The sequence below is a fragment of the Stenotrophomonas sp. LARHCG68 genome (genome assembly GCF_052871705.1).
In genome coordinates, this window is sequence record NZ_JBIXJV010000004.1 from 1 (window position 1) to 19276 (window position 19276).

15 protein-coding genes are annotated in these 19276 nt (G+C 67.7%); 11 read left to right on the forward strand and 4 right to left on the reverse strand.

Going from position 1 to position 19276, the window contains the following annotated elements; genetic code table 11:
- The 11 genes from ACIPR8_RS14205 to ACIPR8_RS14255 all read left to right on the forward strand — a co-directional run.
- A partial coding sequence (locus tag ACIPR8_RS14205) for a methyl-accepting chemotaxis protein (protein ID WP_446541418.1) occupies positions 1-1151 on the forward strand: 1151 nt, incomplete at its 5' end.
- Between the two features lie 323 nt (positions 1152-1474).
- A complete protein-coding gene (locus ACIPR8_RS14210; protein ID WP_446541419.1) occupies positions 1475-3712 on the forward strand; it encodes a methyl-accepting chemotaxis protein in 2238 nt (745 codons plus the stop codon).
- Between the two features lie 150 nt (positions 3713-3862).
- Positions 3863-4726 (forward strand): alpha/beta hydrolase, encoded by an 864-nt coding sequence (locus tag ACIPR8_RS14215; RefSeq protein WP_446541420.1) that lies wholly within the window; start codon positions 3863-3865, stop codon positions 4724-4726.
- A gap of 213 nt (positions 4727-4939) precedes the next feature.
- A complete protein-coding gene (locus ACIPR8_RS14220) occupies positions 4940-5710 on the forward strand; it encodes a flagellar brake protein (protein ID WP_192285875.1) in 771 nt (256 codons plus the stop codon).
- A gap of 138 nt (positions 5711-5848) precedes the next feature.
- Positions 5849-6343, forward strand: a complete 495-nt coding sequence (locus ACIPR8_RS14225; protein WP_132863148.1) for a chemotaxis protein CheW — start codon at positions 5849-5851, stop codon at positions 6341-6343.
- A 127-nt stretch (positions 6344-6470) separates the two neighbouring features.
- Positions 6471-6857, forward strand: a complete 387-nt coding sequence (locus ACIPR8_RS14230) for a hypothetical protein (protein WP_165931125.1) — start codon at positions 6471-6473, stop codon at positions 6855-6857.
- Positions 6858-6939: 82 nt separating this feature from the next.
- Positions 6940-9315: a methyl-accepting chemotaxis protein gene (locus tag ACIPR8_RS14235; protein WP_446541421.1), complete on the forward strand. Its 2376-nt coding sequence runs from the start codon at positions 6940-6942 to the stop codon at positions 9313-9315.
- Between the two features lie 125 nt (positions 9316-9440).
- Positions 9441-11606: a methyl-accepting chemotaxis protein gene (locus tag ACIPR8_RS14240; protein ID WP_446541422.1), complete on the forward strand. Its 2166-nt coding sequence runs from the start codon at positions 9441-9443 to the stop codon at positions 11604-11606.
- A gap of 17 nt (positions 11607-11623) precedes the next feature.
- Entirely contained in the window at positions 11624-12469 is an 846-nt protein-coding gene (locus tag ACIPR8_RS14245; RefSeq protein WP_446541423.1) for a CheR family methyltransferase, read from the forward strand.
- Positions 12466-13065 (forward strand): chemoreceptor glutamine deamidase CheD, encoded by a 600-nt coding sequence (gene cheD, locus ACIPR8_RS14250; protein ID WP_132863144.1) that lies wholly within the window; start codon positions 12466-12468, stop codon positions 13063-13065. The genes ACIPR8_RS14245 and cheD overlap by 4 nt, the downstream gene beginning before the upstream one ends.
- A complete protein-coding gene (locus ACIPR8_RS14255; RefSeq protein WP_446541424.1) occupies positions 13062-14114 on the forward strand; it encodes a protein-glutamate methylesterase/protein-glutamine glutaminase in 1053 nt (350 codons plus the stop codon). Before cheD ends, ACIPR8_RS14255 begins: the two co-directional genes overlap by 4 nt.
- A 52-nt stretch (positions 14115-14166) precedes the next feature.
- Here ACIPR8_RS14255 and ACIPR8_RS14260 read toward each other — a convergent pair whose 3' ends face one another.
- The 4 genes from ACIPR8_RS14260 to ACIPR8_RS14275 form a co-directional block, all read right to left on the reverse strand.
- Entirely contained in the window at positions 14167-15378 is a 1212-nt protein-coding gene (locus tag ACIPR8_RS14260) for a response regulator (RefSeq protein WP_446541425.1), read from the reverse strand.
- Positions 15379-15803: 425 nt separating this feature from the next.
- On the reverse strand, positions 15804-18395 hold the full coding sequence (gene acnB / locus ACIPR8_RS14265) for a bifunctional aconitate hydratase 2/2-methylisocitrate dehydratase (RefSeq protein ID WP_192285888.1): 2592 nt from the start codon (positions 18393-18395) through the stop codon (positions 15804-15806).
- Between the two features lie 39 nt (positions 18396-18434).
- Entirely contained in the window at positions 18435-18833 is a 399-nt protein-coding gene (locus ACIPR8_RS14270; protein WP_132863140.1) for a type II toxin-antitoxin system VapC family toxin, read from the reverse strand.
- Entirely contained in the window at positions 18830-19063 is a 234-nt protein-coding gene (locus ACIPR8_RS14275; protein WP_192285890.1) for an AbrB/MazE/SpoVT family DNA-binding domain-containing protein, read from the reverse strand. The genes ACIPR8_RS14270 and ACIPR8_RS14275 overlap by 4 nt, the downstream gene beginning before the upstream one ends.
- Between the last annotated feature and the right edge of the window lie 213 nt (positions 19064-19276).

Below are 19276 nucleotides of genomic sequence, written 5' to 3' on the forward strand. Positions count from 1 at the left end.
CCGCGGCCGCGGCCGGTGACTTCACCCAGCGCGGCGACGTGGACGGCTACCAGCACGACTTCCGTGACATGGTCGCCGGCCTGAACCACCTGATGGAAACCGCCGACGGCAACCTGGCCAAGGTCTCGCAGGTGCTGCAGGCACTGGCCCAGGGTGACCTCACCGTGCGCATGGACGGCCAGTTCAACGGCGTGTTCGCACAGATGCGCGACGACGCCAACGCCACCGTCGACCAGTTGACCGTCATCGTCGGTCGCATCCAGAACGCGGCCTCCAGCATCAACCTGGCCTCCAGCGAGATCGCCACCGGCAACAACGACCTGTCGCGCCGTACCGAGCAGCAGGCCGCCAACCTGGAAGAGACCGCCGCCTCGATGGAGGAACTGACCTCCACCGTGCGCCAGAACGCCGAGTCGGCCCGCCAGGCCAACCAGCTGGCCATCGGCGCGCACGGCGTGGCCAGCCAGGGCGGTAACGTGGTCGCCCAGGTGGTCAACACCATGGGCGCCATCGAGGCCTCGTCCAAGAAGATTGCCGAGATCATCTCGGTCATCGATGGCATCGCCTTCCAGACCAACATCCTGGCGCTCAACGCCGCAGTCGAAGCGGCGCGTGCCGGCGAGCAGGGCCGCGGCTTCGCCGTGGTCGCCTCGGAAGTGCGGACCCTGGCCCAGCGCTCGGCCGGCGCGGCCAAGGAGATCAAGGGCCTGATCGAGGACTCGGTGGACAAGGTCGGCGAAGGCTCGGTGCTGGTGCACCAGGCCGGCACCACGATGGGCGAGATCGTGGCCTCGGTGCAGCGCGTGACCGACATCATGGCCGAGATCTCCGCCGCCTCGCAGGAGCAGAGCGCCGGCATCGAGCAGGTCAACCAGACCGTGATGCAGATGGACGAGACCACCCAGCAGAACGCCGCGCTGGTGGAGGAAGCCACCGCCGCCGCCCGGGCGATGGAAGAACAGGCATTGCTGCTCAACGAAGCGGTGGCCGCCTTCCACATCGCGTCCAAGGCGGGCGGCGCCAGCGTCGCCAGCCCGCCGCGCAGCCGCCCGGCCAGCCCGGCACCGGCCGGTCCGCGCATCGCCCGCGCGCCGGCAGCACGCCGGATCGAACCGATGGTCGCCAATGGCGAGGACTGGCAGGAATTCTGATTTTCCCGCGGTTTCCGGCTTCACCCCCACGACGACCACGGCATGCCCGTGGTCGTCGTGTTTTGGGACATCCAACCCACTTTCCGCGTAGCCGGGATTACAGATAACGCCCTGAATCGTAAGAGTTTCATCACGATCCTCACGATTTCATCACATGCCCTTTCAGTTCATAAAACGCCCCCTGTTCAGCCATCAAGCCGCCTCCGGATCGCGCCGCTATCCGCTGAACAGCCGGCAATGAACGCCGGCCTTATCCGCGCCAACGCGCCGGCAACATCCTCGGGCGGGGGCGTCACCCGCAAAGTCGATCCGGAGAGAAAGAGATGGAGTTCTTCCGCAACCTCACGATCGCCCGAAAGCTCGCGATCGCTTTCACCCTCACCACCGTCGCCACCGTTGGCATGGGCGCGTTCGCGGTGGTCCGCCTCAAGCAGGCCACCACCCAGTTGAACGAGATGAGCCAGCGCTACATGCCGGCCGTCCAACACCTGGAGAGCATCCGCGCCGACCTGGCCGAAATCCGCATCGCCGAGCTGTCACAGTTGTCCCACCTGCACGAGCCGGCGTTCGTCGCCGAGTACAACCAGCGCATCGCCGACCAGCGCGCCAAGCTGGCCGAGCACCAGAAGCGCTATGAGGCCCTGCCCGCCAGCGATGAGCAGAAGCGCCTGTACGGCCAGATGCTCAAGACCCTGGAGCAATACCTCAGCGCCCACGCGCAGATGGAAAAGGCCGTGGCCGATGGCCAGTTCGAGCTGGCCCAGCAGATCTCCAACGAACACTCGCGCGTCAGCCGCCGCGACCTGTTCAGCGACGTGGAGAAGCTCAGCAGCTACGTCGTGTCGGCCCTGGACAGCGAGGTGGCGCTCGCCGATGCCACCCAGGCGCGCAGCACCAACGCATTGTTCGCCTGCATGGCCTTGCTGGGCCTGCTGTCGGTCGCCCTCGGCGTGGTCATCGTGCGCGCCATCGTACGCCCGCTGAAGGACGCCCTGCGGGCCGCCGACGAGGTCGCCACCGGCCGCCTGGACGGCACCATCGACGCCGGACGCGGTGACGAGGTCGGCCAGTTGCTGGCTTCGATGCAGCGCATGCAGCACCAGCTCAAGGCAGTGATCGCCGCGCAGTCGGACATGGCGCGCGAGCACGACCAGGGCCAGATCAGCTACCGCATCGACGAATCCCGCTTCCCCGGCGAGTACGGGCGCATGGTGCGCGAGGTCAATGCCCTGGTCGCCCAGCACATCGGCGTGAAGATGCGGGTGGTCGAGGTGATGCGCCACTACGCCCGTGGCGACCTGTCGGTGGACATGGACCGCCTGCCCGGCGAGAAGGCCGCCATCACCGACGCGATGGACGGCACCAAGGCCAGCCTGTCGGCCATCAACAACGAGATCAAGCGCCTGTCGCGCGCCGCCGCCGCCGGTGATTTCAGCCAGCGTGGCGACATCGACCGTTACGAGCACGACTTCCGCGAGATGGTCGGCGGGCTCAACGCACTGATGCAGACCACCGAGGACAACCTCGGCCACATCTCGCGGCTGCTGCAGGCCATTGCCGAGGGTGACCTGACCCGTCGTGTCGAAGGCGACTTCCACGGCATCTTCGCGCGCATGCGTGACGACGGCAACACCAGCATCGACCAGCTCGCCAGCATCGTCTCCGGCATCCAGGCCGCCAGCGGCAGCATCAGCCTGTCGGCCAGCGAGATCGCCACCGGCAACAGCGACCTGTCGCGCCGCACCGAGACGCAGGCCGCCAACCTGGAGGAAACCGCTGCCTCGATGGAGGAACTGACCTCCACCGTGCGCCAGAACGCCGAGCATGCCCGCCAGGCCGACCAGCTGGCGCGCGGTGCCGCCGACGTGGCCGCGCAGGGTGGCGAAGTGGTCGGGCGCGTGGTCAACACCATGAGCTCGATCGAGCAGTCCTCCCAACGCATCGCCGACATCATCAGCGTGATCGACGGCATCGCCTTCCAGACCAACATCCTGGCCTTGAACGCGGCGGTGGAAGCGGCCCGGGCCGGCGACCAGGGCCGTGGCTTCGCGGTGGTGGCTTCGGAAGTGCGCACTCTGGCGCAGCGTTCGGCCGCCGCGGCCAAGGAGATCAAGGGATTGATCGACGACTCGGTCGGCAAGGTCAGCGAAGGCTCGCAACTGGTCCGCCGCGCCGGCAGCACCATGGACGACATCGTGGCCTCGGTGCAGCGCGTGACCACGATCATGGCCGACATCGCCGCCGCCTCGCAGGAACAGACCGCCGGCATCGAACAGGTCAACCAGACCGTGATGCAGATGGACGAGAGCACCCAGCAGAATGCCGCGCTGGTCGAGGAAGCCTCCGCGGCGGCACGCTCGATGGAAGACCAGGCGCGCCAGCTGACCGATGCAGTGGCCCAGTTCCGCCTCTCCGACGCCGTCAGCGCATCACTGGCCCGCGTTGCCGCCAGCGTACCGCCGCCGGCCGCCCCGCGGCCACGCCCCACCCTGCGTGCCATCCCGGGCAAGCCGGCAGCCCATGCACCGGTCAGCAGTGGCGAGGACTGGCAGGAGTTCTGATCCGTTGCTTGCCGGCGGTGGTCGGGAACTCTCCGGCCTGTCCACCGCCGGCCTCTTTGGCTTCATCCAGGGTCATCGTGTGACGCCTCGTGGACATGGGCCGGCGAAAGGATCGAAGATCCCAGGACGGTCCCTCCCACGCGACGTCCCATGCCCCGCATCACGCGCATTCTCATCGGGCTTGCCGCCCTGCTGGTGGTCGGTGTGGCCGGCAGCCTGCTCATCGGCCAGGCACTGATCACTCCGGTGCCGCGCACCATAGGGCCCCCGCCGGCCTCGCTCGGCGCCCGTCCGGTGCGCATTGATTCGGCTGCTGGCCCGGTCTCTGGATGGTTTGTCCCTGGCCAGGCGGACAAGGGCAGCGTGCTCCTTCTGCACGGCGTGCGCTCGGACCGGCGCCAGATGCTCCCCCGCGCGCAGTGGCTCAAGCAGTTGGGCTATTCCGTGCTGCTCATCGACCTTCCGGCGCATGGGCAATCCCCCGCCGCGCACATCACCTTCGGCGCCAACGAGTCCAAGGCGGTCGACGCGGCAGTCACGTTCCTTGGCCAACAAGCGCCGGGCCGGGCCGTCGCGGTGATCGGGGTGTCCCTGGGGGCCGCATCCACAGTGCTGTCCGCTTCCACGCGACAACTGGCCGCCGTTGTCCTGGAATCGATGTACCCCAGCCTCGACCAAGCCGTCGCCGACCGCCTGGCCATCCGTCTGGGCGCCCCCGGACGTCCGCTGGCACCGCTGCTGCTGTGGCAGCTGCCGTTGCGCCTGCAGCTCTCGGCCGACGACCTTCGACCCATTGATCACCTGGCCGCAATCGGCGCCCCGGTATTGATCGCGTCCGGTTCACGGGACCGCCACACCCCCATCGACGAAGCCCGCGCGCTCTATCGTGCCGCCGCCGCGCCCAAGCAGTTCTGGGAGGTACCCGGCGCGGCCCATGTCGACCTCTACGCGCATGACCCCGCCGCATACCAGCGGGTGGTCGGGGCGTTCCTCCAGTCGCGCCTGCAGCAATAGCCGCGCCTCTTCCACGGCCGAAACGGCCCTCTACGTACGCCGCCAGCCAGTGACGGAATTCCGTCTCCGGAATCGCCAGCCGGTGCCAACGGCCACCTGCTTCACAAAAGGCTCGTAACAGTGCGCCTAAAGAGTTAGAAAGAGCGGCCGATATCACAGTTTCCAGGAGACCGATTGCGGGTTCCCTGGCTTCGACCCTCTGCAAGCGCCTCCATGTCCGTACCCGAATCCTTCGAGTCGAGCCCGTCCACCGTCGCCGGCAACCTGTATGCCGATGAACGCTACATGGTGCGCAGCCCGCACCAGATCCGGCACCTGCTGCAGCAGATGATCGACCAGCGGTCGATGGTCAACGCGCACCCGGATGGACGCGACCAGTCCTTCCCCAGCGCGGTGCTGGAAGTGGACGAGGACGGCCTGCTGCTCGATGCCAGCCCGCTGCCGGCGATCAACCGCAGCGCGGAGGTCGCCGCTTCCCTGCTGTGCTTTGGCCAGGTCGACAAGGTCACCGTGCGCTTCCAGCTGCATGGCCACCGCCGCATCGAACAGGACGGCCGGGTGGCATTCCGGGTACCGCTGCCGGAGGAGGTCTACCACCTGCAGCGCCGTGAGTTTTACCGGCTGGAAACCCCGGTGGGCGACTCACCCTACTGTCTGATCCCCGACCCGGACGGCGGCGAGCCCAGCCGCTGGCGGGTGATCGACATCAGCGCCGGCGGCATGGCGCTGATGCTGCCCTCGCCGCAGGACCTGCTCGCCCTGCAGGGCCGCTATCGCGGCTGCGGGCTGCTGATCCCCGACGCGCCGCCGGTGACCACCACCCTGGTGGTCTGCAACCTGCGCCAGCAGAAACAGGCCAACGGCATGGAAACCATCCGCGCCGGCCTGCGTTTCGACGACCTGCCACGCGGTGCCGACACGCTGATCCAGCGGTACATCTTCCGCATCGATCGGCTGCGCAAGGCGCGCAGCAACGGCGACTGACCCGGCCCGGGCGCCATTGTGCGCCCCACCTGGCCGAACGCGCCCCGCCCTCTGTGGCCGTCCGTCGCTAAAGTCCCGCCTCCTGGCGCCGATACCGGTGCAACAGCCACCGGCGCCACGCCAGGACCAGGACCTGCCATGAACGATACGCGTACCACTTCCGCCGAAGGCACCGGCGGCGAGTACCTCAGCTTCACCCTCGGCGCAGAGCACTACGGCGTCGACATCCTCAAGGTGCAGGAGATCCGCGGCTACGACGCGGTCACCCGCGTGCCCGATGCCCCGGACTACATCAAGGGCGTCATCAACCTGCGCGGCACCATCGTGCCGGTCATCGACCTGCGCCTGAAACTGCGCCTGGACGAGGCACGCTACGACGCCTTCACCGTAATGATCGTGCTCAACGTCGAGGACCGCGTGGTCGGCATCGTCGTGGACAGCGTCTCGGACGTGATCCCGCTGTCGGCCGAGCAGATCCGCCCGACCCCGGAATTCGGTGCCGCGGTGGACACCCGCTTCATCTCCGGCATCGGCACCCAGGACGACCGCATGCTGATCCTGCTGGACATCGAAACCCTGCTCGACACCGCCGACCTCGGGCAGGCCGCGGTGACCGAAGAAGCCGCGGCCTGACCCAGCCAACCGGGAGGCGCATCACATTTCCGAACATGCGCCCTCAGCCGCCTGCCCTGTCGGCCGATAGCCCATTGCATGCCCGTCCTCCCCGACTGGCGCCCTCTCGTCATCCCCGGAGATTTTGATGTCCAAGCACCTGATTTGCCTGCTGTCGGCAGCCGTCCTGGCCACCGCCTCGTTCCACGTCGCCGCCGACCCGGCCGAGATGATCCCGCCGGAAAACGCCGCCCGCTTCGCCGGCAAGGACGGCATGGTCTGCGGCAAGGTCGAGAAGGCCCGCTACGCCGAAGGTTCCGAAGGCCAGCCGACCTTCCTGCACATGGGTGGCCAGTTCCCGCGCCACACCTTCTCCGCGCGCATCTCCGGCGCCAACCGTGGCAACTTCGGCTTCCCGCTGGAATCGCTGGAAGGCAAGACCGTCTGCGTCATCGGCAAGATCCAGCGTGACTCCTCGCGCGCCGAGATCGAAGTCAGCTCGCCGGCCAGCCTGAAGCTGGCAAACATCAAGTAATCCCAGCCTGGTGCCGCGCCGGCCCCGCCGGTGCGGCGCACGCTGCCCGTGCGCGCGCGGGACGTCACCGGAGATCTCCAAGATGCAGTGGGTCAACTCGCTCAAACTCAAGCCGAAGCTGATGCTTACCTTCGGCGTCGTGCTGTTCGTCATGCTGTTGCAGGGCATCGTCGCGTTCCGTGGCCTGTACACCCTCAATGAAGCCACCACCGACCTGGCCGACAACCGCATGCCCAGCCTGCGCGCGACCGGTGAACTGAGCGGGATGGTCAGCGAGTACCGCAACGCGTCCTACCAAGGCCTGGTGCGAGCCAGTGACGAGGTCAAGGCCGACGCCAAGCGCCGCGCCGAGGAGCTGCGCAAGGAGATCGACGCCACCATCGCCAGCTATCCCAAGCTGATCGACAACCCCGAGCAGAAGAAGCTGTTCGACGCCTTCGCCGCCGACTGGAAGGCCGCCACGGTGTCCTACGACTCGGTGACGGAGATGCTGTCGCTGGACCTGCCCGATGACGCCATCGACACTTTCGTCGGCGAAACCCGCAACCTGCACCGCAAGGCCTACGTGTCGCTGGAGGCACTGGCCGCCAACGACAATGCCCGCGCCCAGGCCGGTGCCAAGGCCGCCGCGGAGACCTACACCACCTCGGCCATCCTGACCGCCATCGCCATCCTGGTCGGTGCGGCCGGCGGCGTGCTGCTGGTATGGCTGTTCGCCCGCTCGCTGGTCGGCTCCGTGCGCGGCGCCGTGGACGTGGCCAACGAAGTGGCCAGCGGCAAGCTCGACGGCCATATCGACGTCAACCGCGCCGATGAAGTCGGCGACCTGCTGCGCGCCATGCAGCGCATGCAGCGCGACCTGCGCGAGCGCATCGAGCGCGACCAGGCCGTGGCCGCGGAGAACCTGCGCATCCGTACCGCGCTGGACTACTCCTCCACCGGCGTGTACCTGACCAACGAAGACCTGGAAATCGTCTACGCCAACCGTGCCCTGCTGGACACGCTGGCCCAGTACAACGACGCGCTGACAGGCGCCCTGTCCCACTACGACGCCAGCATCGCCCTGGTCGGCCAACCGGTCACCGCGCTGGAGCACAACGGCCAGGTCGACAACAAGGTGCTCGAAGCGCTGGAAAAGAACGGCGTGGCCCGTCGCCAGATGAGCTTCGGCGATGCCCAGTTCGCGCAGGCGATCTCGGTCATCCGCAACGACGGCGGCGTGGCCGTCGGCCACGTGGTCGAATGGCGCGACCGCACCACCGAAGCGCTGGTGGAGAAGGAAGTGGCGCGCGTGATCGAAGCCGCCGCCGCCGGCGACCTCAGCGGCCGCATCGAGACCAGCGACAAGGACGGCTTCTTCCTGCAGCTGGCCGGCCAGATCAACAGCCTGCTCGACGCCAACGCCAGCAGCCTGGAACAGATTTCCGCGCTGCTCTCGGCGCTGTCGCGCGGCGACCTCACCGTGCGCATGCATGGCCAGTACCAGGGCGTGTTCGCCACCATGCGTGACGACGCCAACGCCACCGCCGAGCAGCTGACCGGCATCGTTGGCCGCATCAAGCAGTCCTCGGTTGCCATCAATGCGGCCGCCACCGAGATCGCCAGCGGCAACAACGACCTGTCGCGCCGTACCGAGCAGCAGGCCGCCAACCTGGAGGAAACCGCCGCCTCGATGGAGGAACTGACCTCCACCGTGCGCCAGAACGCCGAATCGGCCCGCCAGGCCAACCAGCTGGCCATCGGTGCCGCCTCGGTGGCCTCGCAGGGTGGCGAGGTGGTCAGCCAGGTGGTGACCACGATGAGCGCCATCGAGGCCTCGTCCAAGAAGATCGCCGAGATCATCTCGGTCATCGACGGCATCGCCTTCCAGACCAACATCCTGGCGCTCAACGCCGCGGTGGAAGCCGCGCGTGCCGGCGAGCAGGGCCGCGGCTTCGCCGTGGTCGCCTCGGAAGTACGTACGCTGGCCCAGCGCTCGGCCGGTGCGGCCAAGGAGATCAAGGGCCTGATCGATGACTCGGTCGGCAAGGTGTCCGACGGCTCGGCGCTGGTCCGCAAGGCCGGCACCACCATGGGCGAGATCGTGGCCTCGGTGCAGCGCGTGACCGACATCATGGCCGAGATCTCCGCCGCCTCGCAGGAACAGAGCGCCGGCATCGAGCAGGTCAACCAGACCGTCACCCAGATGGACGAGACCACCCAGCAGAACGCCGCGCTGGTGGAGGAAGCCACCGCCGCGGCCCGTTCGATGGAAGAACAGGCCGGCCACCTGGCCACCGTCGTGTCGGTGTTCCGCCTCGATGACAGCCAGCCGGAAGAACCCGTCGCCGCGCCACCGCTCGCCAGCAAGCCCGAGCCGCGTCGCCCGGCACCCGCACCGGAACCGGCACGCCGGCGGGTGGCCGGCAACCGGACCGCGGTTGCCGAGCTGGCCGATTCGGACTGGCAGGAGTTCTGACCCACTCGACCCCGGCTCCGGCCGGGGTCGTGCGTTATGCGCCGGCTAAACATTCGGCTCCCGCGGCCGATACACCCGTAACTTCCCCTTTCCCGCTCGCCCCCCCACGGGCGCTGCCCTCTGCCATGAATCCCTACCGTCTCTGGTCGAACTACATCAGCAACATCTCCGTGCGGCGCAAGCTGAACCTGTTGACGGTGCTGATCGCGCTGGGCGTGATCGCGCTGTCGGTGATCGCCGCCCGCATGCAGTACGTGGATCTGTACGAAACCCGCAAGGAGTCCCTCAAGGCCCAGGTGGAGATGAGCCAAGGCGTGCTGGACTACTACGCCAACCGCGCGAAGGCCGGTGAGCTGTCGCTGCACGACGCACAGCAGCAGGCGCTGGCCGCGCTGCAGAACATGCGCTCCAACGCCGACGTCAACTACCTCAACGTCTACAACACCGACTACGTGCTGCTGATGCATCCGTTCCGCGCCGACCTGGTCGGCAAGGACATGAAGGACTTCCGTGGCGAGGACGGCGTACGCCTGTACTACGACCAGGTCGAGGCCGCGCGCCGCGGTGGCGGCTACGTCGGCTACACCTGGGCCAAGCCCGGCACGCAGGGCCCGGTCGCCAAGCTGGCCTACGCCGGCCTGTACGGCCCGTGGAACTGGGTGGTGTCCAGCGGCGTCTACATGGACGAGGTGCAGGGCCAGGCGCTGAAGTTCACCGCCATCATGACCGTCGCCGGTGGCGTGCTGGTGCTGCTGGTGGTCGGCCTGAGCTGGGTCATCGGCAGCCGCATCGTCACGCCGCTGCGCAACGCCACCGCGGTGGCCAATGCCATCGCGCGCGGCCGCATGGACAACACCATCCCCGTACCCAGCCGCGACGAGACCGGGCAGCTGCTCACCAGCATGCAGCGCATGCAGGACCAGCTGCGCGCGGTGATCGAGGCCCAGAATGAAATGGCCCGCCAGCACGACGCCGGCATCATCAGCTACCGCATCGACGCCGAGGCGTTCCCGGGCGACTACGGCGTGATGGTGGCCGAAACCAACGTGCTGGTGGCCAACCACATCGACGTGAAGATGCAGGTCATCGCCATCGCGCAGCGCTACGCGGTGGGCGACCTCACCCCGGACATGCCCCTGCTGCCGGGCGAGAAGCGCGTCATCACCGAGACCATGGCCACCATCAAGCAGAACCTGTCGGCCATCAACAGCGAGATCAAGCGGCTGGGCAACGCGGCCGCCGCCGGCGACTTCAGCCTGCGCGGCGACGAGCAGCGCTTCGAGCACGACTTCCTGGACATGGTGCGCAGCCTCAACGCGATGATGCGCACCAGCGACCACAACCTGGAACAGATCTCGCAGCTGCTGCGCGCCCTGGCCCAGGGTGACCTGACCGCCACCATGCACGGTGACTTCCAGGGCGTGTTCGCCCGCATGCGCGAGGACGCGGACAGCACCATCGCCCAGCTTTCGGGCATCGTCTCGCGCATCCAGTCCGCCGCCGACAGCATCAACCTGGCCGCCGGCGAGATCGCCACCGGCAACAGCGACCTGTCGCGCCGCACCGAAGTGCAGGCGGCCAACCTGGAGGAAACCGCCGCCTCGATGGAGGAACTGACCTCCACCGTGCGCCAGAACGCCGACTCCGCCCGCCAGGCCAACCAGCTGGCCATCGGCGCGGCCGGCGTCGCCGCGCGCGGCGGCAACGTGGTCGAGGAAGTGGTGGTCACGATGGGCCAGATCGAGCAGTCCTCGCGCCGCATCGCCGACATCATCTCGGTGATCGACGGCATCGCCTTCCAGACCAACATCCTGGCGTTGAACGCCGCGGTCGAAGCCGCGCGCGCCGGCGAACAGGGCCGCGGCTTCGCCGTGGTGGCCAGTGAAGTGCGTACCCTGGCCCAGCGCTCGGCGGCGGCCGCCAAGGAGATCAAGGGCCTGATCGATGACTCCACCCAGCGTGTCTCCGAAGGCTCGCAGCTGGTGCACCAGGCCGGTGCGACCATGGGCGAGATCGTCACTTCGGTGCAGCGCGTGACCGACATCATGGCCGAGATCTCCGCCGCCTCGCAGGAACAGAGCGCCGGCATCGAGCAGGTCAACCAGACCATCGTGCAGATGGACGAAACCACCCAGCAGAACGCCGCCCTGGTCGAGGAAGCCAGTGCCGCGGCGCGCCTGCTGGAAGAACAGGCCATCCAGCTCGATCAGGCCGTGGCGGTGTTCCGCATCGAGGCCACCGGCGCCGGCGCGCCGGCCGAGGTCCCGGCCGCGCTGGCGTTGGCCAGTTGAACGGAGCACCTGCCAGCATGTCCAGCGTCGACACCACCCAGCGCGATTTCGAGTTCAACGACCGCGACTTCCGCCGCGTCTGCGAGCTGATCCATGCCCGTGCCGGGATCGCGCTGGCACCGGCCAAGCGCGACATGGTGTACGGCCGGCTGTCGCGCCGGCTGCGCTCGCTGGGCCTGCAGTCATTCAAGGACTACCTGGACCAGCTCGAGCAGCACGGCGGCGAGGAATGGCAGGCATTCACCAACGCCCTGACCACCAACCTGACCTCGTTCTTCCGTGAGCCGCACCACTTCGACAAGCTGCACGAGGAACTGCAGCAGCGCGCCTCGCATGCGCCGATCAAGTTGTGGTCGTGCGCCGCCTCCACCGGTGAAGAGCCCTACTCCATGGCCATCACCGCCTGCGAGACGTTCGGCACGATGACCCCGCCGGTACGCATCCTCGCCACCGACGTGGACACCCAGGTGCTGGCCACCGCCGGCCAGGGCGTGTACGCGATCGAACGCATCGCCGGGCTGGATGCGGAGACCAAGCGCCGCTATTTCCAGCGCGGCACCGGCCCGAACGAGGGCAAATGCCGGGTGGTGCCGGCGCTGCGTGCGCTGGTGGAGTTCCGCCAGCTCAACCTGCTCAGCTCCCGCTATGACGTCGGCGGCCCATTCGACGCGCTGTTCTGCCGCAACGTGATGATCTACTTCGACAAACCCACCCAGCGCGCCATCCTGTCGCGGCTGGTCGAGCACATGGGCGACGACGGGCTGCTCTACACCGGCCATTCGGAGAACTACCTGCATGCGGCCGATCTGATCCAGCCATGCGGCCGCACCTTGTACCGCCGTACCCGCCGGAGCGGTGCATGAAGCCTTCCCAGTCCTATCCCGACGAGGTCATGCGCTACCGCGACAGTCGCTTCCAGACCGTCGCCGCCAAGCTGCTGCCCACCCAGTACCTGGTCGTGGACGATGACACCGCGCTGACCACCACGCTCGGCTCCTGCGTGGCCGCCTGCATCCGCGACCCGATCCTCGGCATCGGCGGCATGAACCACTTCCTGCTGCCGGACGGCAACGTCGGCGACGGCGCGCCCGCACGCTACGGCAGCTACGCGATGGAACTGCTGATCAACGACCTGCTCAAGCGCGGCGCGCACCGCAAGCGCCTGGAAGCCAAGGTCTTCGGCGGCGCCAACGTGCTCAAGGGCTTCACCAGCAACCCGGTCGGCACCCGCAACGCCGAGTTCGTGCGCCAGTACCTGCAGGCCGAGCACATCCCCATCGTCGCCGAGGACCTGTGCGGCATCCACCCGCGCAAGGTGTGGTTCTTCCCGACCACCGGCCGGGTCGTGGTGCAGCGCCTGCCGCATGCGCACGACGCCGAAGTGCTGGCCGCCGAAACCGCGGTGCGCGCCAAGCTGTCGCGCACGCCGGTCAGCGGCGGCGTGGAGCTGTTCGAATGAGCCTGGCCCCGCCCTGCCGCGTGCTGGTGGTGGACGACTCGGCGCTGGTGCGCCAAGTCCTCACCGAACTGCTGGCCGCCGACCCCGGCATTGAGGTGGTCGGCACCGCCGCCGACCCGCTGCTGGCGCGCGAGAAGATCAAGCGCCTGAACCCGGACGTGCTGACCCTGGATGTGGAAATGCCACGCATGGACGGGCTGGCCTTCCTCGAGAACCTCATGCGCCTGCACCCGATGCCGGTGGTGATGGTGTCCTCGCTGACCGAGCGCGGCGCCGATACCACCCTTCAGGCCCTGGCCCTGGGCGCGGTGGACTTCGTGGCCAAGCCCAAGCTGGACATCGCCCGCGGCCTGGAAGCCTACGCCGACGAGATCCGCGCCAAGGTCAAGATGGCCGCGCGCTCGCGCGTACGTGCCTCGGCGTCGCCGCTGCGCCGCCTGCCCGTGCAGAGCGCCTCCAGCCACATCGGCTTCCGCACCACCGACCGGTTGATCGCCATCGGTGCCTCTGCCGGCGGCACCGAAGCACTGCGGACCGTGCTGGAGACCCTGCCCGCCGACGCGCCGGCCGTGGTGCTCACCCAGCACTTGCCTGCGGCCTTCAGTGCCGCCTTCGCCGAGCGCCTGGATCGCCATTCGGCCATGTCGGTACGCGAGGCCAGCGACGGCGAAGCCATCCTGCCTGGCCATGCCTACCTGCCGGCCGGCGGCAAGCACCTGCGCATCATCCGCGACGGCGCCCGCTGGCGCTGCCGCGTGGACGACACCGCGCCGGTCAACCTGCACAAGCCGGCGGTGGACGTGCTGTTCCGTTCGGTGGCGCAGAACGCCGGCGCCAACGCCATCGGCGCCATCCTCACCGGCATGGGCGAGGACGGCGCGCGTGGCCTGCTGGAGATGAAGCAGGCCGGTGCCGCCACCCTGGCACAGGACGAGGCCACCAGCGTGGTCTGGGGCATGCCCGGCAGCGCGGTGCGCCTGGGCGCGGTGGACGAAGTGCTGCCGCTGGAACGCATCGCCGAGCGCCTGCTGGCACTGGCGCGGGCCTGACCGCCCGCATGCACGGCCTGGTTGCGCCGCGCTCAAGCTGCTGAAGCCGGGCTCATGCCGCCGCAGGGCACCTGCCGTCGCACAGCACCTCGCGCAGTGCGATGGCCTGCGCCGTCGTGGTTTCCAACCGGGCTGCCAACTCCGCCACCGCCGTCTCCAGCAGCTGCGGATGGAGCGGGTACTGGCACGCTTGCTCCACACGCTCACAGGCGTGCACTACCTCGCCAGCGTCCACCATCCGTGCACCGCCCTTGATGCCATGCGCCAGCGCTGCCAAGGCTGGTACCTGCGGATCTTCCCTCCAGGCCAGCACAGCGTCCAGGTCGTGGCGGAAGCTGTCGATCGCTTCATCCAGGAACACGCAGGCCAGCCTATCGTCGTCGCCGGTCAGCGCCCGCACCATCGCCATCATCGAACCATCCACTGCGACGGTAGTGCCGTCACCGGACATGCCGCTGCCCTGCAGCGATGCCAGCCGCGACGACAACGCCGACAAGGTCAGCGGCTTGAACAGGCAGTCGTCCATCCCCGCGTCCAGGCAACGGATGCGCTCCTCCGGCAGTGCGTTGGCGGTATAGCCGATCACCGCACAGGGCGATGCACCGCGTGCGCGTTCGTCCTCGCGGATGCGACGGCTCAGCGTGTAACCGTCCATCACCGGCATGCAGCAGTCGGTGATCACCATGTCGAATCCATGCGTACGCCATAGCGCCAGCGCCTCCTCACCGTTCTGTGCACTGACCACGGCCTGCCCGAGGAATGACAGTTGTTCCACCAGCAGCACCCGGTTGGCCGGGCGGTCGTCCACCACCAAGATCCGCCATTTGCGCAGTGCCAACTGTACGTGCGGTCGCGGCGGGACCGCCGGCTGCCCGTCCGCCGGGTCCAACACCTCCAGCGGCAGCCGCAGGGTCACGCAGGTGCCCTCGCCCGGACGGCTGCTCACCGCGATATCCCTAACGCTGATCCCGTGCGCGCCCTCGGCCAGCGGCCGCAGCGGCACCAGCGACCATTGACCGCTGGCAGGAACACGCACCCGGCCCAGCAGCAGGTCGTTGTCATAGACATGCACCAGATCGCCCGGGCGGCCGCGGCCGCTGATGGTCGGCCGGCCGTCGTCGGTGTAGCCACCGGGGGCGACGGCCCCCTGCACGCTGCCCACGCCATCAACGATCGCGTCGATCACGGGCACCGTGTAGACAATGCCGCGCGCGGCGGCGTCACGGCTGGCGGCCAAGGGGTCCACGTTACGGGTGTCGTTCAATTTCCAGCTCCATCAGGTAGTGAAACCGCCCCGCGTGGGGCGATACAGGTCGTTGTTGTCGATGCCATGCCACCGGCGCGAGGTCAGGGGCACCCGGTGCCGATTCCATCGCCCGCAAGAAAGATCCAGAGGGCGCGGCCACGAGGTCGCCGCAAGGAGGCACGCTCCCTCATCGCGCGACGTCATCGCCGTATGCACTGGTGTAGCGTCAGTTCCGCAGCGCGGCCATCCCGTGGCTCGGGGTTTCATCTGAAATCAACGCGTCGCGAAGGCCGGCATTCTGGTGAGCGCCCCGGTAGCCGTATATGAGATTCACCTCAAACATCACCTTCCGCCCCGCAACTCCGACAGCCTGGCGACAGGCAACAAAAAACCCCCGGCTTGCGCCGGGGGTTTTCTTCAACACTCAACTACCGTGATCGAACTCAGGCGTTGACCGAATCGGCCACGTCCTTGTAGTCGGCGATCTGGTCGAAGTTCATGTAGCGGTAGATCGTGTCGCCATTGGCGTTGATCACGCCGATGTCCGCCATGTACTCCTCCTTGGTCGGGATGCGCCCCAGACGCGAGCAGATCGCGGCCAGCTCGGCCGAACCCAGGTACACGTTGGTGTTGCGGCCCAGGCGGTTCGGGAAGTTGCGGGTCGAGGTCGACATCGCGGTGGAGCCTTCGCGGATCTGCGCCTGGTTGCCCATGCACAGCGAGCAGCCCGGCATTTCCATGCGCGCGCCAGCGGAACCGAAGGTGCCGTACACGCCTTCCTTGGTCAGCTCGGAGGCATCCATCTTGGTCGGCGGGGCCACCCACAGGCGGGTCGGGATGTCACGCTTGCCTTCCAGCAGCTTCGCAGCGGCGCGGAAGTGACCGATATTGGTCATGCACGAACCGATGAACACTTCGTCGATCTTGGCGCCGGCCACTTCGGACAGCGTCTTCACGTCGTCCGGGTCGTTCGGGCAGGCCACGATCGGCTCGTGGATGTCGGCCAGATCGATCTCGATGACGGCGGCGTACTCGGCGTCGGCATCGGGCTCCAGCAGCTGCGGGTCGGCCAACCAGGCTTCCATCTTCTCCACGCGACGGGCCAGCGAACGGGCATCGGCGTAGCCTTCGGCGATCATCCACTTCAGCAGCGTGATGTTGCTATTGAGGTACTCGATGATCGGCTCCTTGTTCAGGCGCACCGAGCAACCGGCGGCCGAACGCTCGGCCGAGGCGTCGGACAGTTCGAACGCCTGCTCGACCTTCAGGTCCGGCAGACCTTCGATTTCCAGGATGCGGCCGGAGAAGATGTTCTTCTTGCCGGCCTTGGCCACGGTCAGCAGACCGGACTTGATCGCGTACAGCGGGATCGCATTGACCAGATCACGCAGGGTCACGCCCGGCTGCATCTTGCCCTTGAAGCGCACCAGCACCGACTCCGGCATGTCCAGCGGCATCACGCCGGTGGCAGCGGCGAAGGCGACCAGGCCCGAACCGGCCGGGAACGAGATGCCCACCGGGAAACGGGTGTGCGAGTCGCCACCGGTGCCGACGGTGTCCGGCAGCAGCATGCGGTTGAGCCAGCTGTGGATCACGCCGTCGCCCGGGCGCAGCGACACGCCGCCACGGGTGGAGATGAACTCCGGCAGGGTGTGGTGGGTCTTCACGTCCACCGGCTTCGGGTAGGCGGCGGTGTGGCAGAACGACTGCATCACCAGGTCGGCCGAGAAGCCCAGGCAGGCCAGGTCCTTCAGCTCGTCGCGGGTCATCGGGCCGGTGGTGTCCTGCGAGCCCACCGAGGTCATCTTCGGTTCGCAGTAGGTGCCCGGACGCATGCCCTTGCCTTCCGGCAGGCCACAGGCGCGGCCCACCATCTTCTGGGCCAGCGAGTAACCCTTGCCGGTATCGGCCGGCTGCACCGGCAGGCGGAACAGGTCGGTCACCGGCAGGCCCAGCGCCTCACGTGCCTTGGCGGTCAGGCCACGGCCGATGATCAGCGGAATGCGGCCACCGGCGCGCACTTCGTCGAACAGCACGTCGCTCTTGACCTGGAATTCGGCGATCACTTCACCGTTCTTCAGGGCCTTGCCGTCGTACGGACGCAGCTCGACGACATCGCCGTGCTCCATCTTCGACACGTCCAGCTCGATTGGCAGCGCGCCGGCATCTTCCATGGTGTTGTAGAAGATCGGGGCGATCTTCGAACCCAGGCAGACACCGCCGAAGCGCTTGTTCGGGATGAAGGGGATGTCTTCACCGGTGAACCACAGCACCGAGTTGGTGGCGGACTTGCGGCTGGAACCGGTACCGACCACATCGCCGACGTAGGCAACCAGGTTGCCCTTTTCCTTCAGCGACAGGATTTCCTGGATCGGGCCACGCTTGCCGTCTTCTTCCGGCACGAACGGGGCATCCGGACGCTTGTTCTTCAGCATCGCCAGCGCGTGCATCGGGATGTCCGGGCGGGTGGTCGCATCCGGGGCCGGCGACAGGTCGTCGGTGTTGGTTTCGCCCGGCACCTTGAACACGGTGATGGTCAGGCTCTGCGGCACTTCCGGCTTGCTGGTGAACCACTCGGCATCGGCCCAGCTCTGCAGCACGCCCTGTGCATTGGCGTTGCCGGCCTTGGCCTTTTCCTGCACGTCGTGGAAGGCATCAAACACCAGCAGCGTGTGCTTCAGGCCGTTGGCGGCGATGGCGCCGACTTCGGCGTCGTCCAGCAGCTGGATCAACGGGGCGACGTTGTAACCGCCGAGCATGGTGCCCAGCAGTTCGGTGGCGCGCGCACGGCTGATCAGTGCGTTCTTCTCGGTGCCGAAGGCAATGGCGGCCAGGTACGAGGCCTTGACCTTGGCGGCGTCGTCCACACCCGCCGGCACGCGGTGGGTGATCAGGTCGAGCAGGAACTCGGCCTCACCGGCCGGCGGGTTCTTCAGCAGCTCGATGACGTCGGCCGTCTGCTGTGCGGTCAGCGGCAGCGGCGGGATGCCAAGCGCGGCGCGCTCGGCTACGTGGTGGCGGTAGGCTTCCAACATGACAACTCCCGGGTGTTACGGTTTGAGTAATGGATGGGCTCAGGCTTGCGGCACGATCAGCTTCAGGCCCTTGAAGTAGTCGCGATAAAACGTGTCGTTCCAGGTGATCAGGCCGTCGCACTGCAGCAGCGCGTGGGCACCGACCATGAAATCGTCGATACGGCGGGTTTCGCCGCTGCGCTGCCGGTGACGGCGGTGCATCTCGCCGGCGCGCAGCGCGGATTTGGCTTCCAGCGGATTGAAATGGACGCCCATCTCCTCCAGCGCCTCCTGCACTTCGGCACCGCCGCGCAGCGAGGCGCAGACCTCGGCCAAGGTCGTGCCGCAGATGACCACCCGGCCGCCGACCAGCGCCTGCCGCAGGCAGGCCTCCACCGCGTCGGCACGCGGGCCATCGCTGAGCAGTTCGATCAGGACCGGGGAGTCGACGGCGATCATGCGTCGTCGGCCTCGTCACGCACGGTACGCACGGCCTGCTCGGCCGAGTCGAAGCCGTCCAGCGCGAACTTGCCGCGCGCACGGGAAATGGCGTCGTCCACGCTCTTGCGCAGGATGATCCGGCTGCCTTCCAGCTCGACCTTCAGCAACGTGCCCTTGGTCAGGCCCAGCGCGTCACGTACGGCCTTGGGCAGGGTGATCTGCCCGCGTTCAGCTACGGTGGCTTCCATGGGACCTCCAATGAAGTATGCACGAATTATACATACTTCTGCCGGCATACCCCAACCCGCCGCTGACCCGCCAGGCCCCGCCCCGCCTGGCCTCCCCGGCAAATGCACCGTTACACAACCGCAACACGCCGTTGTCTAAACTGGCCCGGACCGCCATGCGCCCAAGTATGCGTGCATCGTCCATACTCGGACCTGCATTCAGTGACAGGGCCC

What these genes read in the sequence shown, in the direction of transcription:
- ACIPR8_RS14210 (WP_446541419.1), top strand. Translation starts at nt 1,475, where the DNA reads ATGGAGTTCTTCCGCAACCTCACGATCGCCCGAAAGCTCGCGATCGCT.
- ACIPR8_RS14215 (WP_446541420.1), top strand. Translation starts at nt 3,863, where the DNA reads ATGCCCCGCATCACGCGCATTCTCATCGGGCTTGCCGCCCTGCTGGTG.
- ACIPR8_RS14220 (WP_192285875.1), top strand. Translation starts at nt 4,940, where the DNA reads ATGTCCGTACCCGAATCCTTCGAGTCGAGCCCGTCCACCGTCGCCGGC.
- ACIPR8_RS14225 (WP_132863148.1), top strand. Translation starts at nt 5,849, where the DNA reads ATGAACGATACGCGTACCACTTCCGCCGAAGGCACCGGCGGCGAGTAC.
- ACIPR8_RS14230 (WP_165931125.1), top strand. Translation starts at nt 6,471, where the DNA reads ATGTCCAAGCACCTGATTTGCCTGCTGTCGGCAGCCGTCCTGGCCACC.
- ACIPR8_RS14235 (WP_446541421.1), top strand. Translation starts at nt 6,940, where the DNA reads ATGCAGTGGGTCAACTCGCTCAAACTCAAGCCGAAGCTGATGCTTACC.
- ACIPR8_RS14240 (WP_446541422.1), top strand. Translation starts at nt 9,441, where the DNA reads ATGAATCCCTACCGTCTCTGGTCGAACTACATCAGCAACATCTCCGTG.
- ACIPR8_RS14245 (WP_446541423.1), top strand. Translation starts at nt 11,624, where the DNA reads ATGTCCAGCGTCGACACCACCCAGCGCGATTTCGAGTTCAACGACCGC.
- cheD (WP_132863144.1), top strand. Translation starts at nt 12,466, where the DNA reads ATGAAGCCTTCCCAGTCCTATCCCGACGAGGTCATGCGCTACCGCGAC.
- ACIPR8_RS14255 (WP_446541424.1), top strand. Translation starts at nt 13,062, where the DNA reads ATGAGCCTGGCCCCGCCCTGCCGCGTGCTGGTGGTGGACGACTCGGCG.
- acnB (WP_192285888.1), bottom strand. Translation starts at nt 18,395, where the DNA reads ATGTTGGAAGCCTACCGCCACCACGTAGCCGAGCGCGCCGCGCTTGGC.
- ACIPR8_RS14270 (WP_132863140.1), bottom strand. Translation starts at nt 18,833, where the DNA reads ATGATCGCCGTCGACTCCCCGGTCCTGATCGAACTGCTCAGCGATGGC.
- ACIPR8_RS14275 (WP_192285890.1), bottom strand. Translation starts at nt 19,063, where the DNA reads ATGGAAGCCACCGTAGCTGAACGCGGGCAGATCACCCTGCCCAAGGCC.